This window comes from Pontimicrobium sp. SW4 (genome assembly GCF_039954625.1).
In the GTDB taxonomy this organism is placed as follows: Bacteria; Bacteroidota; Bacteroidia; order Flavobacteriales; family Flavobacteriaceae; genus Pontimicrobium.
On the sequence record NZ_CP157199.1, the window covers coordinates 1,976,654 to 1,992,208 of the forward strand.

16 protein-coding genes are annotated in these 15,555 nt (G+C 31.6%); 10 read left to right on the top strand and 6 right to left on the bottom strand.

The window, feature by feature from the left end:
- Positions 1–27: 27 nt before the first annotated feature.
- From ribD to ABGB03_RS09260, 4 genes are read left to right on the top strand one after another with little or no spacing between them, the layout of a single operon-like run.
- Entirely contained in the window at positions 28–1,011 is a 984-nt protein-coding gene (ribD, locus tag ABGB03_RS09245; protein ID WP_347922180.1) for a bifunctional diaminohydroxyphosphoribosylaminopyrimidine deaminase/5-amino-6-(5-phosphoribosylamino)uracil reductase RibD, read from the top strand.
- On the top strand, positions 998–1,621 hold the full coding sequence (locus tag ABGB03_RS09250) for an HAD family phosphatase (RefSeq protein ID WP_347922182.1): 624 nt from the start codon (positions 998–1,000) through the stop codon (positions 1,619–1,621). The genes ribD and ABGB03_RS09250 overlap by 14 nt, the downstream gene beginning before the upstream one ends.
- Entirely contained in the window at positions 1,618–2,481 is an 864-nt protein-coding gene (locus ABGB03_RS09255) for an EamA family transporter (RefSeq protein ID WP_347922184.1), read from the top strand. Before ABGB03_RS09250 ends, ABGB03_RS09255 begins: the two co-directional genes overlap by 4 nt.
- A gap of 1 nt (position 2,482) precedes the next feature.
- Positions 2,483–3,097, top strand: coding sequence for a YigZ family protein (locus ABGB03_RS09260; RefSeq protein WP_347922186.1), 615 nt, complete (start codon positions 2,483–2,485; stop codon positions 3,095–3,097).
- Here the strand turns inward: ABGB03_RS09260 and ABGB03_RS09265 are convergent.
- On the bottom strand, positions 3,094–3,492 hold the full coding sequence (locus ABGB03_RS09265) for a thioesterase family protein (protein WP_347922188.1): 399 nt from the start codon (positions 3,490–3,492) through the stop codon (positions 3,094–3,096). The genes ABGB03_RS09260 and ABGB03_RS09265 overlap by 4 nt on opposite strands.
- Before the next feature lie 203 nt (positions 3,493–3,695).
- Between ABGB03_RS09265 and dnaA the strand changes: the two genes are divergently transcribed.
- Genes dnaA through ABGB03_RS09290 form a run of 5 tightly spaced genes read left to right on the top strand, consistent with a single transcriptional unit; the run spans position 3,696 to position 9,861 of the window.
- Entirely contained in the window at positions 3,696–5,123 is a 1,428-nt protein-coding gene (dnaA, locus tag ABGB03_RS09270; protein ID WP_347922190.1) for a chromosomal replication initiator protein DnaA, read from the top strand.
- Positions 5,124–5,133: 10 nt separating this feature from the next.
- Positions 5,134–5,595, top strand: coding sequence for a low molecular weight protein-tyrosine-phosphatase (locus ABGB03_RS09275; protein ID WP_347922192.1), 462 nt, complete (start codon positions 5,134–5,136; stop codon positions 5,593–5,595).
- Positions 5,596–5,627: 32 nt separating this feature from the next.
- Positions 5,628–7,100 (top strand): PQQ-dependent sugar dehydrogenase, encoded by a 1,473-nt coding sequence (locus ABGB03_RS09280; protein ID WP_347922194.1) that lies wholly within the window; start codon positions 5,628–5,630, stop codon positions 7,098–7,100.
- A gap of 55 nt (positions 7,101–7,155) precedes the next feature.
- Entirely contained in the window at positions 7,156–9,141 is a 1,986-nt protein-coding gene (locus ABGB03_RS09285; protein WP_347922196.1) for a PQQ-dependent sugar dehydrogenase, read from the top strand.
- Between the two features lie 3 nt (positions 9,142–9,144).
- Positions 9,145–9,861 (top strand): SAM-dependent methyltransferase, encoded by a 717-nt coding sequence (locus ABGB03_RS09290; RefSeq protein ID WP_347922198.1) that lies wholly within the window; start codon positions 9,145–9,147, stop codon positions 9,859–9,861.
- Here the strand turns inward: ABGB03_RS09290 and ABGB03_RS09295 are convergent.
- The 5 genes from ABGB03_RS09295 to dapF form a co-directional block, all read right to left on the bottom strand.
- On the bottom strand, positions 9,858–10,511 hold the full coding sequence (locus ABGB03_RS09295; RefSeq protein ID WP_347922200.1) for a peptidoglycan-binding protein LysM: 654 nt from the start codon (positions 10,509–10,511) through the stop codon (positions 9,858–9,860). The genes ABGB03_RS09290 and ABGB03_RS09295 overlap by 4 nt on opposite strands.
- 112 nt (positions 10,512–10,623) lie before the next feature.
- Positions 10,624–11,529: a DUF2279 domain-containing protein gene (locus ABGB03_RS09300; RefSeq protein WP_347922202.1), complete on the bottom strand. Its 906-nt coding sequence runs from the start codon at positions 11,527–11,529 to the stop codon at positions 10,624–10,626.
- Between the two features lie 3 nt (positions 11,530–11,532).
- On the bottom strand, positions 11,533–12,576 hold the full coding sequence (gene mltG, locus ABGB03_RS09305) for an endolytic transglycosylase MltG (protein WP_347922204.1): 1,044 nt from the start codon (positions 12,574–12,576) through the stop codon (positions 11,533–11,535).
- Entirely contained in the window at positions 12,576–13,100 is a 525-nt protein-coding gene (locus tag ABGB03_RS09310; protein WP_347922206.1) for a GNAT family N-acetyltransferase, read from the bottom strand. The genes mltG and ABGB03_RS09310 overlap by 1 nt, the downstream gene beginning before the upstream one ends.
- The gene (gene dapF / locus ABGB03_RS09315; protein WP_347922208.1) at positions 13,094–13,873 is read right to left on the bottom strand and encodes a diaminopimelate epimerase; all 780 of its coding nucleotides are present in this window, start codon (positions 13,871–13,873) and stop codon (positions 13,094–13,096) included. The genes ABGB03_RS09310 and dapF overlap by 7 nt, the downstream gene beginning before the upstream one ends.
- A gap of 159 nt (positions 13,874–14,032) precedes the next feature.
- On the opposite strand from dapF, the gene ABGB03_RS09320 reads away from it, so the two are divergent.
- Positions 14,033–15,442, top strand: a complete 1,410-nt coding sequence (locus tag ABGB03_RS09320; protein WP_347922210.1) for a trypsin-like peptidase domain-containing protein — start codon at positions 14,033–14,035, stop codon at positions 15,440–15,442.
- Positions 15,443–15,555 lie beyond the last annotated feature (113 nt).

Consider the following 15,555-nt stretch of genomic DNA (forward strand, 5'->3'; position numbering starts at 1 on the left):
CTTAATATTGTTCTTCAATAGTTTTTTTTGAAAGAACACAAAGTATATATACAACGTTGCATAGATATTGCTAAAAATGGATTAGGCACAACCACACCAAATCCAATGGTTGGTTGTGTGATTGTTTACAACTCAACAATTATTGGAGAAGGTTTTACAAGCCCATATGGTGGTGCTCATGCTGAAGTAAATGCTATTAACTCAGTTAAAGATAAATCACTTTTAAAAGAAGCAACACTTTATGTTACTCTCGAACCTTGTTCTCATTATGGAAAAACGCCTCCTTGTAGCAATCTAATTATAGAACATAAAATTCCAAACGTGGTTATTGGTTGTTTGGATGATAATATAAAGGTTTCTGGCAAAGGCATTGCAAAACTAAAAGAAGCACGATGTAACGTTATTATTGGTGTTTTAGAAACTGAATGTAAAGAACATCACAAACGTTTTTTTACGTTTCATAATGAAAAGCGTCCTTATATAATTTTAAAGTGGGCAGAAACTGCTGATGGGTTTATTGCCCCAAAACACAAAAATGAGCAAAAACCTGTTTGGATAACCAACATATATTCTAGACAGTTGGTACATAAATGGCGCGCTGAAGAACAAGCCATATTAATTGGTAGAAATACAGTTTTAGAAGACAATCCTAGTTTAACAACAAGAGATTGGAAAGGAAAGAATCCTATTAGAATTGTATTAGACAAACACGAAAACTTGTCTAAAAAACTCAAAGTATTTGATGATAAAGCCGAAACATTACTTATTAAAGAAACTTCAGCTAAGGCTATTTGTAATAAATTATTTGAAGCTAATGTCAATTCAGTAATTATAGAAGGTGGTACCAAAACTTTACAATTGTTTATTGATGCTAATCTTTGGGATGAAGCTAGAGTTTTTACTAGAAAAATGACCTTTAAAGAAGGTGTAAAAACACCCCTCTTTAGCGGACAATTGACTTCAGAAGAAAAAATAATTGACGATACTCTAAGAATTTATGTCAACAATTAAAACCATCATATTCGATTTTGGTGATGTATTTATCAATTTAGATAAACCTGCTATTGAAAGAGAATTGTTCAAGCTAGGAGTACCTAAGACAATTTCTTTAGACATGTATCACATTGCTTCAGAATATGAAAAAGGATTGATTTCTACTGAAGAATTAACCAGTTATTTTACTAGAAAGTTCCCAAACATCGCAAAATTAGATTTTATTAAAGCTTGGAATTCCATCATATTAGATTTTCCTGAACATAGATTACAGTTTATTGAGCAACTTGCTATAAAAAACTACTACAAGCTTATTTTATTAAGTAATACTAACGATTTACATATTGAAAAAGTAATTGAAAATATGAGCTTATCGCGTTATAAGCGATTTAAAAATTGTTTTGACAAGTTTTATTTATCTCAAGAAATTCATTTAAGTAAACCAAGTAATACCATCTATGAGTTTGTGCTGAATGAGAACAATTTAGCCCCATCTGAATGTCTGTTTATTGATGATTTAAAAGAAAACACTGATGCAGCCTCAAAGCTTGGAATCCATACCTGGAATTTAACTCCAGAAAGAGATGACATAACCCATTTATTTACCACTAAGAAGCATTTATTTTGATATATCTCATACTCAGCATTTTTGCATCAACTGCTATTTTTGTAGTGTTCAAGCTATTTAATCGTTATAAAATAAATACGTTTCATGCTATTGTTACTAATTATATAACTGCTTGTATTTGTGGACTTATTAGCTACGAATCTTCAATTAACACCTCAGAAATTTTTAACTCAAAATGGTTTTTGGGTGCTATATTATTAGGATTTCTTTTTATATCAGTATTTAACTTAATGGCTTTGACTGCACAACGCAATGGTCTATCTGTAGCTTCGGTAGCCAGTAAAATGAGTGTGGTTATTCCTGTAATATTTGGACTGTATGCTTATAATGAAAGTGTTAACTTTCAGAAAATATTTGGAATTATTTTAGCGCTTATTGCGGTCTATCTTACAGCTATAAAAGCTAAATCTTCCATTAGTTTAAGACAAGGGTTGTTTCTTCCTTTTATACTCTTTTTAGGCTCAGGAGTTATTGATGCATCTATAAAATATTTAGAAACAACGTATGTCCAAAAAAATGGTATTCCTATATTTTCAGCTACCATATTTGGCTGTGCAGCAATTATAGGCTTGCTTATCTTAACATATAAAGCAATAAAACAAACATTTAAATTTGAAATAAAGAACATCTTTGGAGGTATTGTTTTAGGAGTTATCAACTACTATTCCATTGTCTTTTTATTAAAGGCATTGCAATTTGAAGGCCTTGAAAGCTCAACTCTATTTACTGTTAATAATGTTGCAATTGTTATGGTATCAACACTTGTTGGCTTGTTTTTATTTAGAGAATCAATTTCAAAAAAGAATTGGATAGGAATAAGTTTAGCTATTGTTTCTATTCTATTAGTAACTTTGGCATAATTTGGAAATTAACGATACATACAAAACCATTACAAAACCGTCTAAAGAAGTTCTGTTTAAAGATAAGAACAGCAAATTCTTTGGGTATGCTTTTCCTATAAATTCTGAAGACGATATTAAACTCCATATAGAAACACTAAAAAAACAACACCATTCTGCAAGACATTGGTGCTATGCTTATCAATTAGGAACTGAAGATTATGTTTACAGAGCAAATGATGATGGTGAACCAAATAATAGTGCAGGAATGCCTATTTATGGTCAAATTCAATCTTTTAACCTTACCAACGTCCTTATTGTAGTAGTTCGATATTTTGGTGGCATAAAACTTGGTGTTGGTGGTTTAATTAATGCTTATAAAACAGCGGCTCAATTAGCTTTGGAAAATTCTAAGATTATTGAAAAAACCATTAATAAAGATTTCCTTATTAAGTTTGATTACAAAAATATGAATAAGGTCATGCGAGTGATAAAAGAAAAACAACTAAAAATTACTAATCAAAAATTAGAATTAGATTGTCAAATCCATATTTCGGTAAGAAAAAAAGAGGCGAAACCAATTTTTGATGCTTTTGACCAAATATTTGGAGTCGAAATAAGTGAGTTTAACGATTAATTTTGCAGTTTGTCTAAAATAAATTTTGGGCACCTTGTAGGGCGATTCGTCTTCATATTAATAAAAGCTAAAATTGTGTTTCCTAAAGTTAAAATTTCTCCTTCTTCATTTGTGATTTCATAATCAAATTCTATGGTCGCGGTTGGCGATTTTTTCAATATCGTCTTTACACAAATTACATCATCATAACACGCCGATTTTTTATATTTCAATGATAATGAAATCACCGGAAGCATGATGCCGTCTAGCTCCATCTGCTTATAGGACACACCCAAAGACCTCAGCCATTCTATTCTTCCAATCTCTAAAAAGTTTGAATAATTTCCATGATACACCACACCCATTTGGTCAGTCTCACCATATCTAATACGAATTTTTGTCTCGTAGTTTTTCATAAAATATAAAAGGAAGTTTTAAAATAATTTTGTACATTCATGCGGATTTAAACATGAGAAAAAAAAACTGAAAATTCAATAGATATCTATTTTTTTTTTAGAATTTTGTTCACATATTTGTCGTGTAGAAAACAAACAGAGAAAACCCCTATTCTTTAAATTTTCTACTAACCAACAACAAACTATTAATTTTACAACGAAGAATGAGTGTAACTGCGCAATCGGTATGGGATAATTGTCTTGAATTTATAAAGGATAATATACAACCGCAAGCATACAAAACATGGTTTGAACCAATTTCCGCAGTAAAGCTAACCGATAATGCTTTAAGTATTCAAGTTCCTAGTAAGTTTTTCTATGAATGGCTAGAAGAACATTATGTAAAAATATTAAAGGTAGCTCTAACCAAAGAACTTGGTGAAAGCGCAAAATTGGTTTATGTCATAAAAATGGAAAACACTTATGGCAATAAACAACCATTTACCGAAAAAATTCCTAGTTCAAATAGAAGCGGTTTAAAATCTCAAGATCTTGATGTTCCTTTAAATAATAAAAGCCCTGAACTTAAAAATCCATTTGTAATTCCTGGAATTAGAAATGTTAAGATTGAATCTCAATTAAACCCTAACTATAGTTTTGAAAACTTTTTAGAAGGCGATTCTAATAGATTAGCCAGAAACGCAGGTTTAGCAGTTGCTAATAAACCTGGTGGAACCTCATTTAATCCATTATTAATTTTTGGTGGAGTTGGTTTAGGAAAAACCCATTTAGCGCATGCTATTGGTGTAGATATTAAAGATAAATATCCTGAAAAAACAGTTTTATATATTTCAGCAGAAAAGTTCACGCAACAGTATATAGACTCTGTTAAGAAAAATAACAGAAATGACTTTATTCATTTCTACCAGTTAATTGACGTCCTTATTATAGACGATGTACAGTTCCTTTCAGGAAAAACAGGAACTCAAGATGTCTTTTTCCATATATTTAATCACTTACATCAAAACGGAAAGCAAGTTATTTTAACAAGTGACAAAGCTCCTGTTGATATGCAAGATATTGAACAGCGTTTACTTTCAAGATTTAAATGGGGACTTTCAGCCGAATTACAAAATCCAGATTTTGAAACTAGAGTTTCAATTCTTAAAAACAAACTCTATAGAGATGGTGTTGAAATGCCAGATGATATTATAGATTATGTTGCTAAAAACATCAAGTCGAATGTTAGAGAATTGGAAGGTGCTATTATTTCTTTAATTGCGCAATCGTCTTTTAATAAAAAAGAAATTACATTAGGTCTTGCTAAGGATATTGTTGAGAAATTTGTAAAAAACACAAAACGAGAAGTATCTATAGATTACATCCAAAAAGTAGTGTCAGATTATTTCCAAATGGATGTAGACACCTTGCAATCTAAAACTAGAAAAAGACATATTGTTCAGGCTAGACAATTAGCTATGTTCTTTGCAAAAAAGTTTACTAAAGCATCATTAGCTAGTATTGGATCTCAAATTGGAAAACGTGATCATGCTACTGTACTTCACGCATGTAAAACAGTTGACAATTTATCTTCTACAGATAAGCAATTTAGAAAGTATGTTGAAGACCTTTCAAAGAAACTTTCATTATAAGTATTAAAAAATGACTAAAATTCTAATGGTTTGTTTGGGCAATATTTGTCGATCTCCATTAGCTGAAGGTATTTTAAAGCACAAACTCCCAAAACATAATTTTATAGTAGAATCTGCTGGAACCAGTAATTATCATATTGGTGAACTTCCAGATAAAAGATCTATTGAAGTTGCAAAAAAAAACGGTATCGATATTACTAACCAAAGAGGAAGACAATTTATAGTATCCGATTTTGATGAATTCGATTATATCTATGTTATGGATACTTCAAATTATAATAATGTCATCGCCTTAGCTCGAAATGATGATGATAAAAAGAAAGTAGAATTAATTCTAAATGAGTTAGATAACAAATTAGTTAATATTCCTGATCCTTATTATGGAGGTGATTCTGGTTTTGAAGATGTATTTCAACTATTAAATCTAGCCTGTGATAGAATATGTAATAAAGACTTTAAAAACATTTCTTGAATAATGTATTTTAGATTTTTAATATATCTAACATGAAAAAAATTTACTGCTCTATTATCCTTGCGCTTTCTTTCACCTCCTTTTCAATAAATGCTCAAACATTAGATCTTGAAGCATTTGGTCCAACTTTTAATTATCCAACAAATATTGCTAACGCTGGAGACAGTAGAATGTTTGTTTTAGAACAGGATGGATTTATTTGGATTATAAAATCTAACGGAACTGTAGGTCCTACACCTTTTTTAGACATCGATGCGTTGGTTTACGATAATTATCAATCTGAATGGGAAAGAGGTTTATTGAGTTTGGTTTTTCATCCAAACTATTCTAGTAATGGTTACTTCTACGTTAATTATATTGATCAGGTAGGTAACAATATAATTTCTAGATTTTCGGTAAGTGCAAACCCAGATATTGCAGACGCTAGTTCAGAATTAGTGATAATGAATATACCTCATCCTTATGATGCACATTATGGAGGTGATATGGCTTTCGGATCTGATGGTTACTTATACATTTCTAAAGGTGATGGCGGAACTGACCAAGGTGATCCTGATAATCGTTCTCAGAATTTAGCAGAAATTCATGGAAAAATTCTTCGTATTGATGTTGACAATCCTACAAATGGAAATACATACGGAAACAACTATGGCATTCCTGCAGGAAATCCATTTGTTGAAACACCAACAGATGATCCTAATACCTTAGCTGAGATTTGGTTATATGGCTTTAGAAATCCTGCAAAGTTTTCATTTGATAGTGCTAATGGTGACTTATGGATTGGTGATGTAGGTCAAGAAGATATTGAAGAAATAAATTTAAACGCAGGCAATGTTAGTGGCTTGAATTATGGCTGGAGATGCTACGAAGGCTCATCTGAATTTAACACAAGTGGTGGGTGTCCTCCGATTGGCAATTTAGAGTTTGCAGCTCATGAATATAACCATTTTGAAAGTGATGGCAAATTTAGATGCTCTGTTGCTGGTGGTTATCGCTATAGAGGTTCGGCATACCCAAACTTAATAGGCACATATTTTGCTGGAGATTGGTGTAGCGGAGAAATATTTATGTTAACTCCAGATGGTAGTGGAGGTTGGAATAGAGCTAATCATCCGACAACATTTACAAGTAGACGTTGGGTCGCTTTTGCCGAAGATAATAACAAGGAATTATACGTGGTTAGTAATCCATTAAGTAATAATGGTCAAGTATATAAGATTAAAGAATATACTTTATCTACAAACACCGAGTCTTTAAACTATAAGTTTAGTATTACGCCAAACCCTACTAAAGACAATGTTGTGACTTTAAATTTTAATAAGGCTACATCTTTAAAAGAAGTGAATGCTATCAATCTCCAAGGTCAAAAAATAAAAGCAACAATAGATACCATTAATTCAACAACAGCTAAAATAGAATTTGCAAATATTTCTTCAGGAATATATGTAATTGAAACTCTTACACATAAAGGTGAAAAATCTCAAAACAAGCTTATTGTCAAGTAATTAATACATCCAATTATACTATTTTATTCGTACATTTAAGTAAAAAAGGTGCGCTATGAAAAGTAAAAATGCATTTATACTAAGTATCTGTTTATTAGCATCTACTTATTCTTTTACTCAAACAATAGACATACAGAGTTTTGCTACTGGATTAGATATGCCTGTTAATATTAAAAATGCAGGTGACGATAGACTTTTTGTACTAGAGCAAAGAGGATATATTAGAATTATTAATACTAATGGCTCAGTTAATGTCACACCTTTTTTAGACATTAACAATCTTGTCATTGATATTAATGGTGGTGGAGATGAAAGAGGCTTACTCGGTTTGGCATTTCACCCAAACTATAGCACTAATGGCTATTTCTATGTTAATTATATCGATAATAATGGTGACACAGTAATTTCAAGATTTGAGGTAAGCTCCACTGATGCTAATATCGCAAACCAAAATTCAGAATTCATTATTTTATCAATAAACCAGCCATATAGCAATCATAACGGTGGAGATATGGCCTTTGGTCCAGATGGCTATTTATATATAGCTTCTGGAGATGGAGGCGCAGGTGGAGACCCACAAAATAGAGCTCAAGACCTTAGTACATTACTAGGGAAAATGATTAGAATTGATATCAATAACACCTCCAATGGTAATAATTATGCGATACCAGCAAACAACCCCTTTTACAATGATGGAGACACTAACACTCGAGATGAAATTTGGGCTTATGGCTTAAGAAACCCTTGGAGATTTTCTTTCGATAGACAAACTGGAGATATCTGGATTGCAGATGTTGGTCAAGGTGAATATGAAGAGATAAATATGGCACCATCTACTGTAGCTGGATTAAATTATGGATGGCGTTGTTACGAAGGAAACAATACATTTAACAATACTGGATGCCCAGACGTGAGTACACTTACGTTTCCTATTGGTGAATACTCCCACTCTAATAGTGGTAATTTTAAATGCTCAATTTCTGGAGGATATCGTTATAGAGGATCTGCATATCCAAATTTTATTGGTTTGTACTTTTTTGCAGATTATTGTAGTGATGAAATTGGCACCTTACAAAACAATGGAAATTCCTGGAACATGTCTTTTAGTGATCAATTTAATGGTAATCGGTGGGTTTCTTTTGGTGAAGACATCAATGGTGAACTATATATTGTTGGTTTAAATTCTGGCACAATCTATAGAATTATTGATACAGACACTTCTACTTGGTATGAAGATGCAGACAATGACACTTTTGGAAATCCCAATGTAAGTCAAACTACTGCAAATCAACCAAATGGTTATGTTGCAAATAATACCGATTGTGACGATACAAACCCTAACATAAATCCAAACGCTACTGAAATTCCTAATAATAATATCGATGAAAACTGTGATGGATTAGATGAGTTAATATGGTATGAAGATGCAGATAATGACACCTTTGGAAATCCAAATGTAAGCCAAACCTCAGCAAGTCAACCGAATGGCTATGTTACAAATAATACCGATTGCGATGATACGAACCCTAACATAAATCCAAACGCTACTGAAATCCCTAATAATAATATTGATGAAGATTGTGATGGATTAGATGCATCAATCTGGTATCAAGATGCCGACAATGACACCTTTGGAAATCCAAATGTAAGTCAAACCGCAACAAGCCAACCAGATGATTATGTTACAAATAATACCGATTGTGACGATACTAACCCCAACATAAACCCTAACGCCGCAGAAATTCCTAATAATGATATAGACGAGAATTGTGATGGTAGCTTAGAAACTGATACTACAGGTTTTAGTTATTTAATGTATCCAAATCCTGCTAGGCAAGAAGTGTTTTTTGTTTTTGATGAAAATGAAATTCCTTTCTCAATAGATTTATTTGATTTTACTGGTAAACATATTAAAACCCTAAGTAATTTTTCAAATCATATTATTACAATTTCTACAAGAAATCTAGCCTCAGGTTTGTATCTTGTCTCAGTTTTTAAAGCAAATAGTCAACTTTCAAATAAAAAGCTAATAATTAACTAATACATGAGTGAATTTAAAGGAAAACTCTATTTAATCCCTACAAGACTAGGTGATAATGAGCCTCTAAAAGTATTACCTATTTCAATAAAAAAAATAATTGAGCAAGTAGATGATTACATTGTTGAAAATGAGAAAACTGCAAGACGCTTTATTAAAAAAATTAGTTCTGGAAAATCTCAGCAATCTCTTAACATTCATATACTTAATAAGTATACAGAAGAAAACGAATTACCAGATTTTATAAACGCATGCCTTAAAGGAAAACCTGTGGGGTTATTATCTGAAGCTGGTTGCCCAGGAATAGCAGATCCTGGAGCGGACGTTGTAAAAATTGCCCATGAAAAAGACATACAAGTAGTACCGCTTGTAGGACCTTCTTCTATTCTTCTTGCATTAATGAGTTCTGGCATGAATGGACAAAGCTTCACTTTTAATGGCTATTTACCTATTGATAAACATGAACGAAAAGCCTCTTTAAAAAAACTAGAACGGTTATCTTTTGAACAAAATCAGTCACAAATATTTATTGAAACTCCCTATAGAAACAATAAAATGCTAGAAGACATTTGTTCCTCTCTAAATAAAAATACTAAAGTATGTATTGCTTGCGATATTACACTAGCTACCGAGTATATTAAGACAAAAACGGTAAGTGAATGGAAATTAGCTAATGTTGACCTTCACAAAAGACCAGCAATATTTATAATACACAAAGATTAAAGCAAAGCAGCTTTCGCTTTTTTATTTGCTTCTATAAAAGACGTATCGTAACCAGAAAATTTCTTCATGTAATTTCTAATGGTAGTTCCATAAGCATCAGCAAAACCAATCGCACCATAACTACGCAAATATTTTTTAACACTTCCTGGTCCAGCCAAGTGCGCAGCAGCAAGAATACCAGATTCCGTTACTAAAACACCATCTATTCTTTTCCCAACAAAACGTTTAATATCTCTTCTTAAAACCCATTTATTTCGCATAGTATTTGCTATAAATGCTTTTTCTTGAAGTTCAGGGTTATTCAAAAACTTATTAGTGTTATAAATTCCAATTAGTTTTAGCGTATTTCTACCAAATTGATATTTCCCCATATAACCTAAAGTATTTACTGTAAAGTAATTTCCTCTAGATTCTTTAAATGCCAATGCCTCTTTAAAGCCAACAAAACATTTACCTAAACTTGGCAAATAATAATCTGATAATTTAGGAATTTCAATTATTGGTGCATCACTTGGAGAATTGTAAGCAAGATCTAAGCCTTGTGTCGAATACATTTCTTCGTTTAAAGTATCTGTAGTTTTAAAAGCAGTAAAAAATGCTGAAAACACCACAACTGGAATAATCGAATATGCTACTAATCCTTTATACATAATTTAAAATTTACGAGGGCAAAATCATTAATTTTTTAACTCAAAATTTCAGCGTGCAAAATTACACAATTTCCTAATATTTTCAAAATTAATCGTTTAAGTGTATTTTCTACTAGTGCAAAAGATGAAATACAGCTTTATTTTTGCTATTAAACTCGAATGTAGGGAGCGGCACTTTTATAACGTTTAACACAGAAAAAATTGTTTTTAAAACACTTGATTTTGTATTAATCTTATTCAAATTTACATCAAAACTCAGAAAAAACTGCCGATATTGGTTTTGACTTGTGAACATATTATTAACAGACTCATTTTTACCAGTTAACATGCCATTTGCACTATATCCAATGGCTATATTTAACCATTTTGGAAATTTAGATTCTTTAAAAAAAGCATCTAAATTTACACTTAACCAATACGTTTGACCATTATAATCTTTAAAAAGTTGTTCTAAATAAGAATTACCAAGTCTTTCTGGTCGTTTTTCAGCGTAAGGTGATTGGGAAAAAGAAAATTTTAACTGTAAACGCTGTTCTTCCCAAAGTAATTCTTGACCAATATATAAGCCTGTTCCAAAAGCATTTGCTGTAATATCGGACCAAGAAAACCCCCATTCTTTAGAAAAACCATCCAAAATTTCAACCGCAGACAGAAAAGTGAATCCAAAAGTAGCACCATAAATAAGCTGATTTTTTTTACTCACACCACTCCAGTTCAAAACATCTGCTCCTACTCTGGCCAATTGATATGATGAAAAAGCATGACCTACTTTATCCATTTGCATCCATTCATTCAAATCGTTAATAGTATGAAATTTAGAACGGTCATAATCTTTATACCATAAAGCATTTAAACCAATTAATGCAGTAGCCCCAAAAGCCGCTTCAGAAATGACTACCGTATTTCTTCTTTGAATATGTAGAGTATCATTTGGTTTAAGAAATAAATTTAACTGCTGACTAAAACCAGAAATGCTTATAAAAAATAAAAGTGTTGAGATTTTAATTTTACAAATCAAAATCTAACGTCTTATACCTTGTTGTGATAAATAACTATGATACTCTCTAGCGTATTGATTATGTTGTGCTAAAGTTTTAGAAAATTTATGATATCCAGGTTTTTTTGCATCTACTACAAAGAAAAAGTATGAATGTTTTTCGTAATTTAAAACTGCATCTATAGCCGAAATATCAGGCATTACTATTAATCCAGGTGGTAAGCCTTGGTTTTTGTAAGTGTTATATGGAGATTCAATTTCTTTATGAACATTAAGAACCCGCTTAATAATCGTGTTTTTATATTTAGGTAATTTGTAAGCAGCAAACTTTAATGTTGGATCTGCATCTAAAGTCCACCTGTTTTTTAATCTATTAATGTAAACACCTGCGATTCTTGGTTGCTCATTTTTCTGTTTGGATTCTTCTTGTACAATTGAAGCAAGTGCTATAACCTCATCCGGAGTTAAATTAGCTTTTTTAGCCTTTTCTATTCTGGAATTGTTCCAAAATTTATTGTATTCGGTTAACATTCTATCTCTAAAACTCTCAGCCGAAGTATTCCAGAAAAACTCATAACTATTAGGAATATACATGCCTAATGCTGTAGCTTCATTAAATCCACTTTTTTCAATAAAACTTTTATCATTAAATGCTTCAATAAGCGACACACTATCTGCTTCAATTTGTTTAGCTATTCTTCCTGCTAATAATTCTAACGAATTTTGGTTATTAAAAGACACTTTAACTGGAATATTATTACTTCTAATAGAATTAATAATATCATTATTAGTCATATCTTTTTTAATAACATATTTACCAGCTTTAACATTGGCTGTATACTTTTTTCTGTTTGCTAAGGCATCAAAAGTCTTTATATCTTTTAGTAATGGTTCTAAATGTTCTCTTACATCGCTATAACTCGCATCAGATTCTACATAGATATAAGCAATCTCATTATTAAAAGCTGTATTAGGAACAAACATTGCTGAATACACATAATACGCAAAATATGCAGCAATCACTAAACCAATTAACGCTATTGCAAGTAAGATTTTTTTAAAATACATTAGTTATTTATTAGTTGAAACAAATATTCATTTTTATACACTCCATTAACAATATTCCAATCTTTTTTTAACCCCACTTTTTCAAAATTATGGTATTTAAAAAGTTTAATACTTGAGCTATTATCTTCTGAAATATTGCAATATAATTGATGTAGGTTTAAATGCTTGAAGCAATAGTTTATTAATAACTCTAATGCTTCAGTACCATAACCTTTATGTCTATTACTGTTTTCTTTAATTAAAATGCCAATTCCAGCACGTTTATTATGAAAATCAAAATCAAAAATATCAATTAAGCCAATAGGTTGGTTATTCTTAGTAGAAATAACAAGGCGCAACTGTTTTACTTCAAATATATCTTTATGCGCATTTTCAAGATACTGCTTAATTAAAAACTTAGAATATGGTGTAATGGTATTGCTTATCTCCCAAATATCTTGATCATTTTCAACATCATATATAAAATCGAGATCCTCAGGTTCTAGGGCTCTTAAAAATATATGTTCGCCTTTAAGAGTTACCATTCTATTTGCCCTTTATAAACTAGTGTCGCTGGACCAATTAACCAAACATCTTTAAAACCATCTCCTTCTGGTTTAAAAGACACTTTTAAATCACCTCCTTTAGTTTTTAATGTGATAAGGTTTTCTTGGGTTTTACCAGTTGCCTTCATTGCTATTCCAACAGCAGTCACTCCTGTTCCGCAAGAAAACGTCTCACCTTCCACACCTCTTTCATAAGTTCTCACTGAAAATATAGAATCGTCAATTTTCTCAACAAAATTCACATTTGCACCTTCATCATTATAAGGTTGGCCATATCTTATCGAAGCGCCTTCTTTTTGAATATCTAAGGCATCTACATTCTCTCTTACCTCAACATGATGTGGAGATCCTGTGTCTAAAAATACATGCTTACTAAACGTTTCTATTTTAGGAACATCTTGCATTTGAAGCTTTACTATATGTCCTTCAATTTTAGCATGATGCAAACCATCAATAGCTAAAAACACTGTGTCATTATTTATAACGCCAATTTCTTTAGCAAAAGCGACTAAACAACGGCCTCCATTACCACACATAGTGCTTTCATTCCCATCAGAATTATAATACACCATTTTAAAGTCTGCATCAATACAATTCTCTAAAAGAATAAGGCCATCTGCTCCAATACCAAAACGCCTATCACATAAATTGGCGACCAATTTGGTGTCTTCTTTATCAAAAATGCCTTCGCGATTATCTATAATCACAAAATCATTTCCTGTCCCTTGATATTTATAAAATGTGTGTTTCATTTTGAATGACAAAGATAGAAATATTAAACAGTTTTTTATGTTGTTAAATCATCGTTAAAAATGACAAAAAAAATCGTTAAAATAAATTTCAATCTTCAATATTTTATTAATTTTAGTCGTTATCAAATCGTAAAACAATTAAAATAATACACTAAGATCATGAAAAAGATTTTTACACTTGTTTTAGTATCAGCTCTTGGAGGAGCTCTTACACTTGGATCCTACAAACTATTTATTGAAAAAGAAGCAAATATTGCGCAACAGCAAGCTACCACCTCTCCGTTTGCAATTCCAGTAAACTACAAAGCTGTAAACACAAATTTACCAATTGGTGAAGCTGTTGATTTTTCTACTGCTGCGGAAAAAACTGTACATACTGTAGTTCATGTTAAAAACACAACTACAAATTCTGGATCTTATACTTTTGAAGATTTATTTTTTGGAAGACGTTCACAAAGGCCACAAATAGGAACTGGTTCTGGTGTTATTATTTCCTCGGATGGAATGATAATTACTAATAATCATGTTATTGATGGTGCTCAAGAAATTTCTATCACCCTTAACAACAACAAAACTTATGAAGCTGAATTATTAGGTACAGACCCAAAAACAGATATTGCACTTTTAAAAATTGAAGCCGATGAAGAGCTGCCTTACACCACGTTTGGAGATAGTGACAACTCTAAAGTTGGCGAATGGGTTCTAGCAGTAGGCAATCCATTTAATTTAACATCTACAGTAACTGCAGGAATTATAAGTGCTAAATCGCGTGACCTATCTGGTGGTAATCAAGCACAATCGTTTATTCAAACTGATGCAGCTGTTAATCCTGGTAACTCTGGAGGCGCTTTAGTAAATACCGATGGGGAACTAATAGGTATTAATACAGCAATCACATCGCAAACTGGATCGTATGTTGGCTACTCGTTTGCTGTTCCAAGCAATATTGCTAAAAAGGTTGTTGAGGATATTATGGAGTTTGGTAATGTACAAAATGGCATCTTAGGAGTTGCTGGTGGCTCTCTTAATAGCGTGAGTGCTAAAGAATTGGGTGTTGATGATACTGAAGGTTTTTACGTAAGTACTGTCGAAGATGATTCTGGTGCTAAAAAAGCGGGGATTAAAGAAGGAGATATTATTAAACGATTAGACAATGTAAAAATTTCAAAGTTCTCAGATCTTAAAGGGTTTTTAAATACTAAAAGCCCAAATGATGTTGTCTATGTAACCGTTCTAAGAGATGGCGACGAGAAAACTGTTCCAGTTACCTTAGCTAAGCTAACTTCTGTTACAGTTCCAATAATAGGTACTTTAAAAGAAGTATCTAAAAAGGATCTAAAAAAAATGAAGGTTGATTATGGCTTAAAAATCACAAACCTAAGTGGTAGTTACATTGACGAGTGGAAAGCAGATGGTGTAGATAATGGCAGCATTGTAACTGCAATAAATGGTGTTAAAGTAAATTCTATCAATGATGTAAATTCTGTAATGTCAAAGTATTCAGATAAAATTTACAAAATAGAAATCGTGAAAAATAATGGTGAAAAAGTAAACTATAGATTTAGATAATTTTTAATTAAAAATCATAATAAAACCCTCATCCAAATTATTGGATTTGAGGGTTTTATTTTTTTATCAAAATTGGCTACGAAAACGTTTGAAATATTCTATTTTTGCAAAAA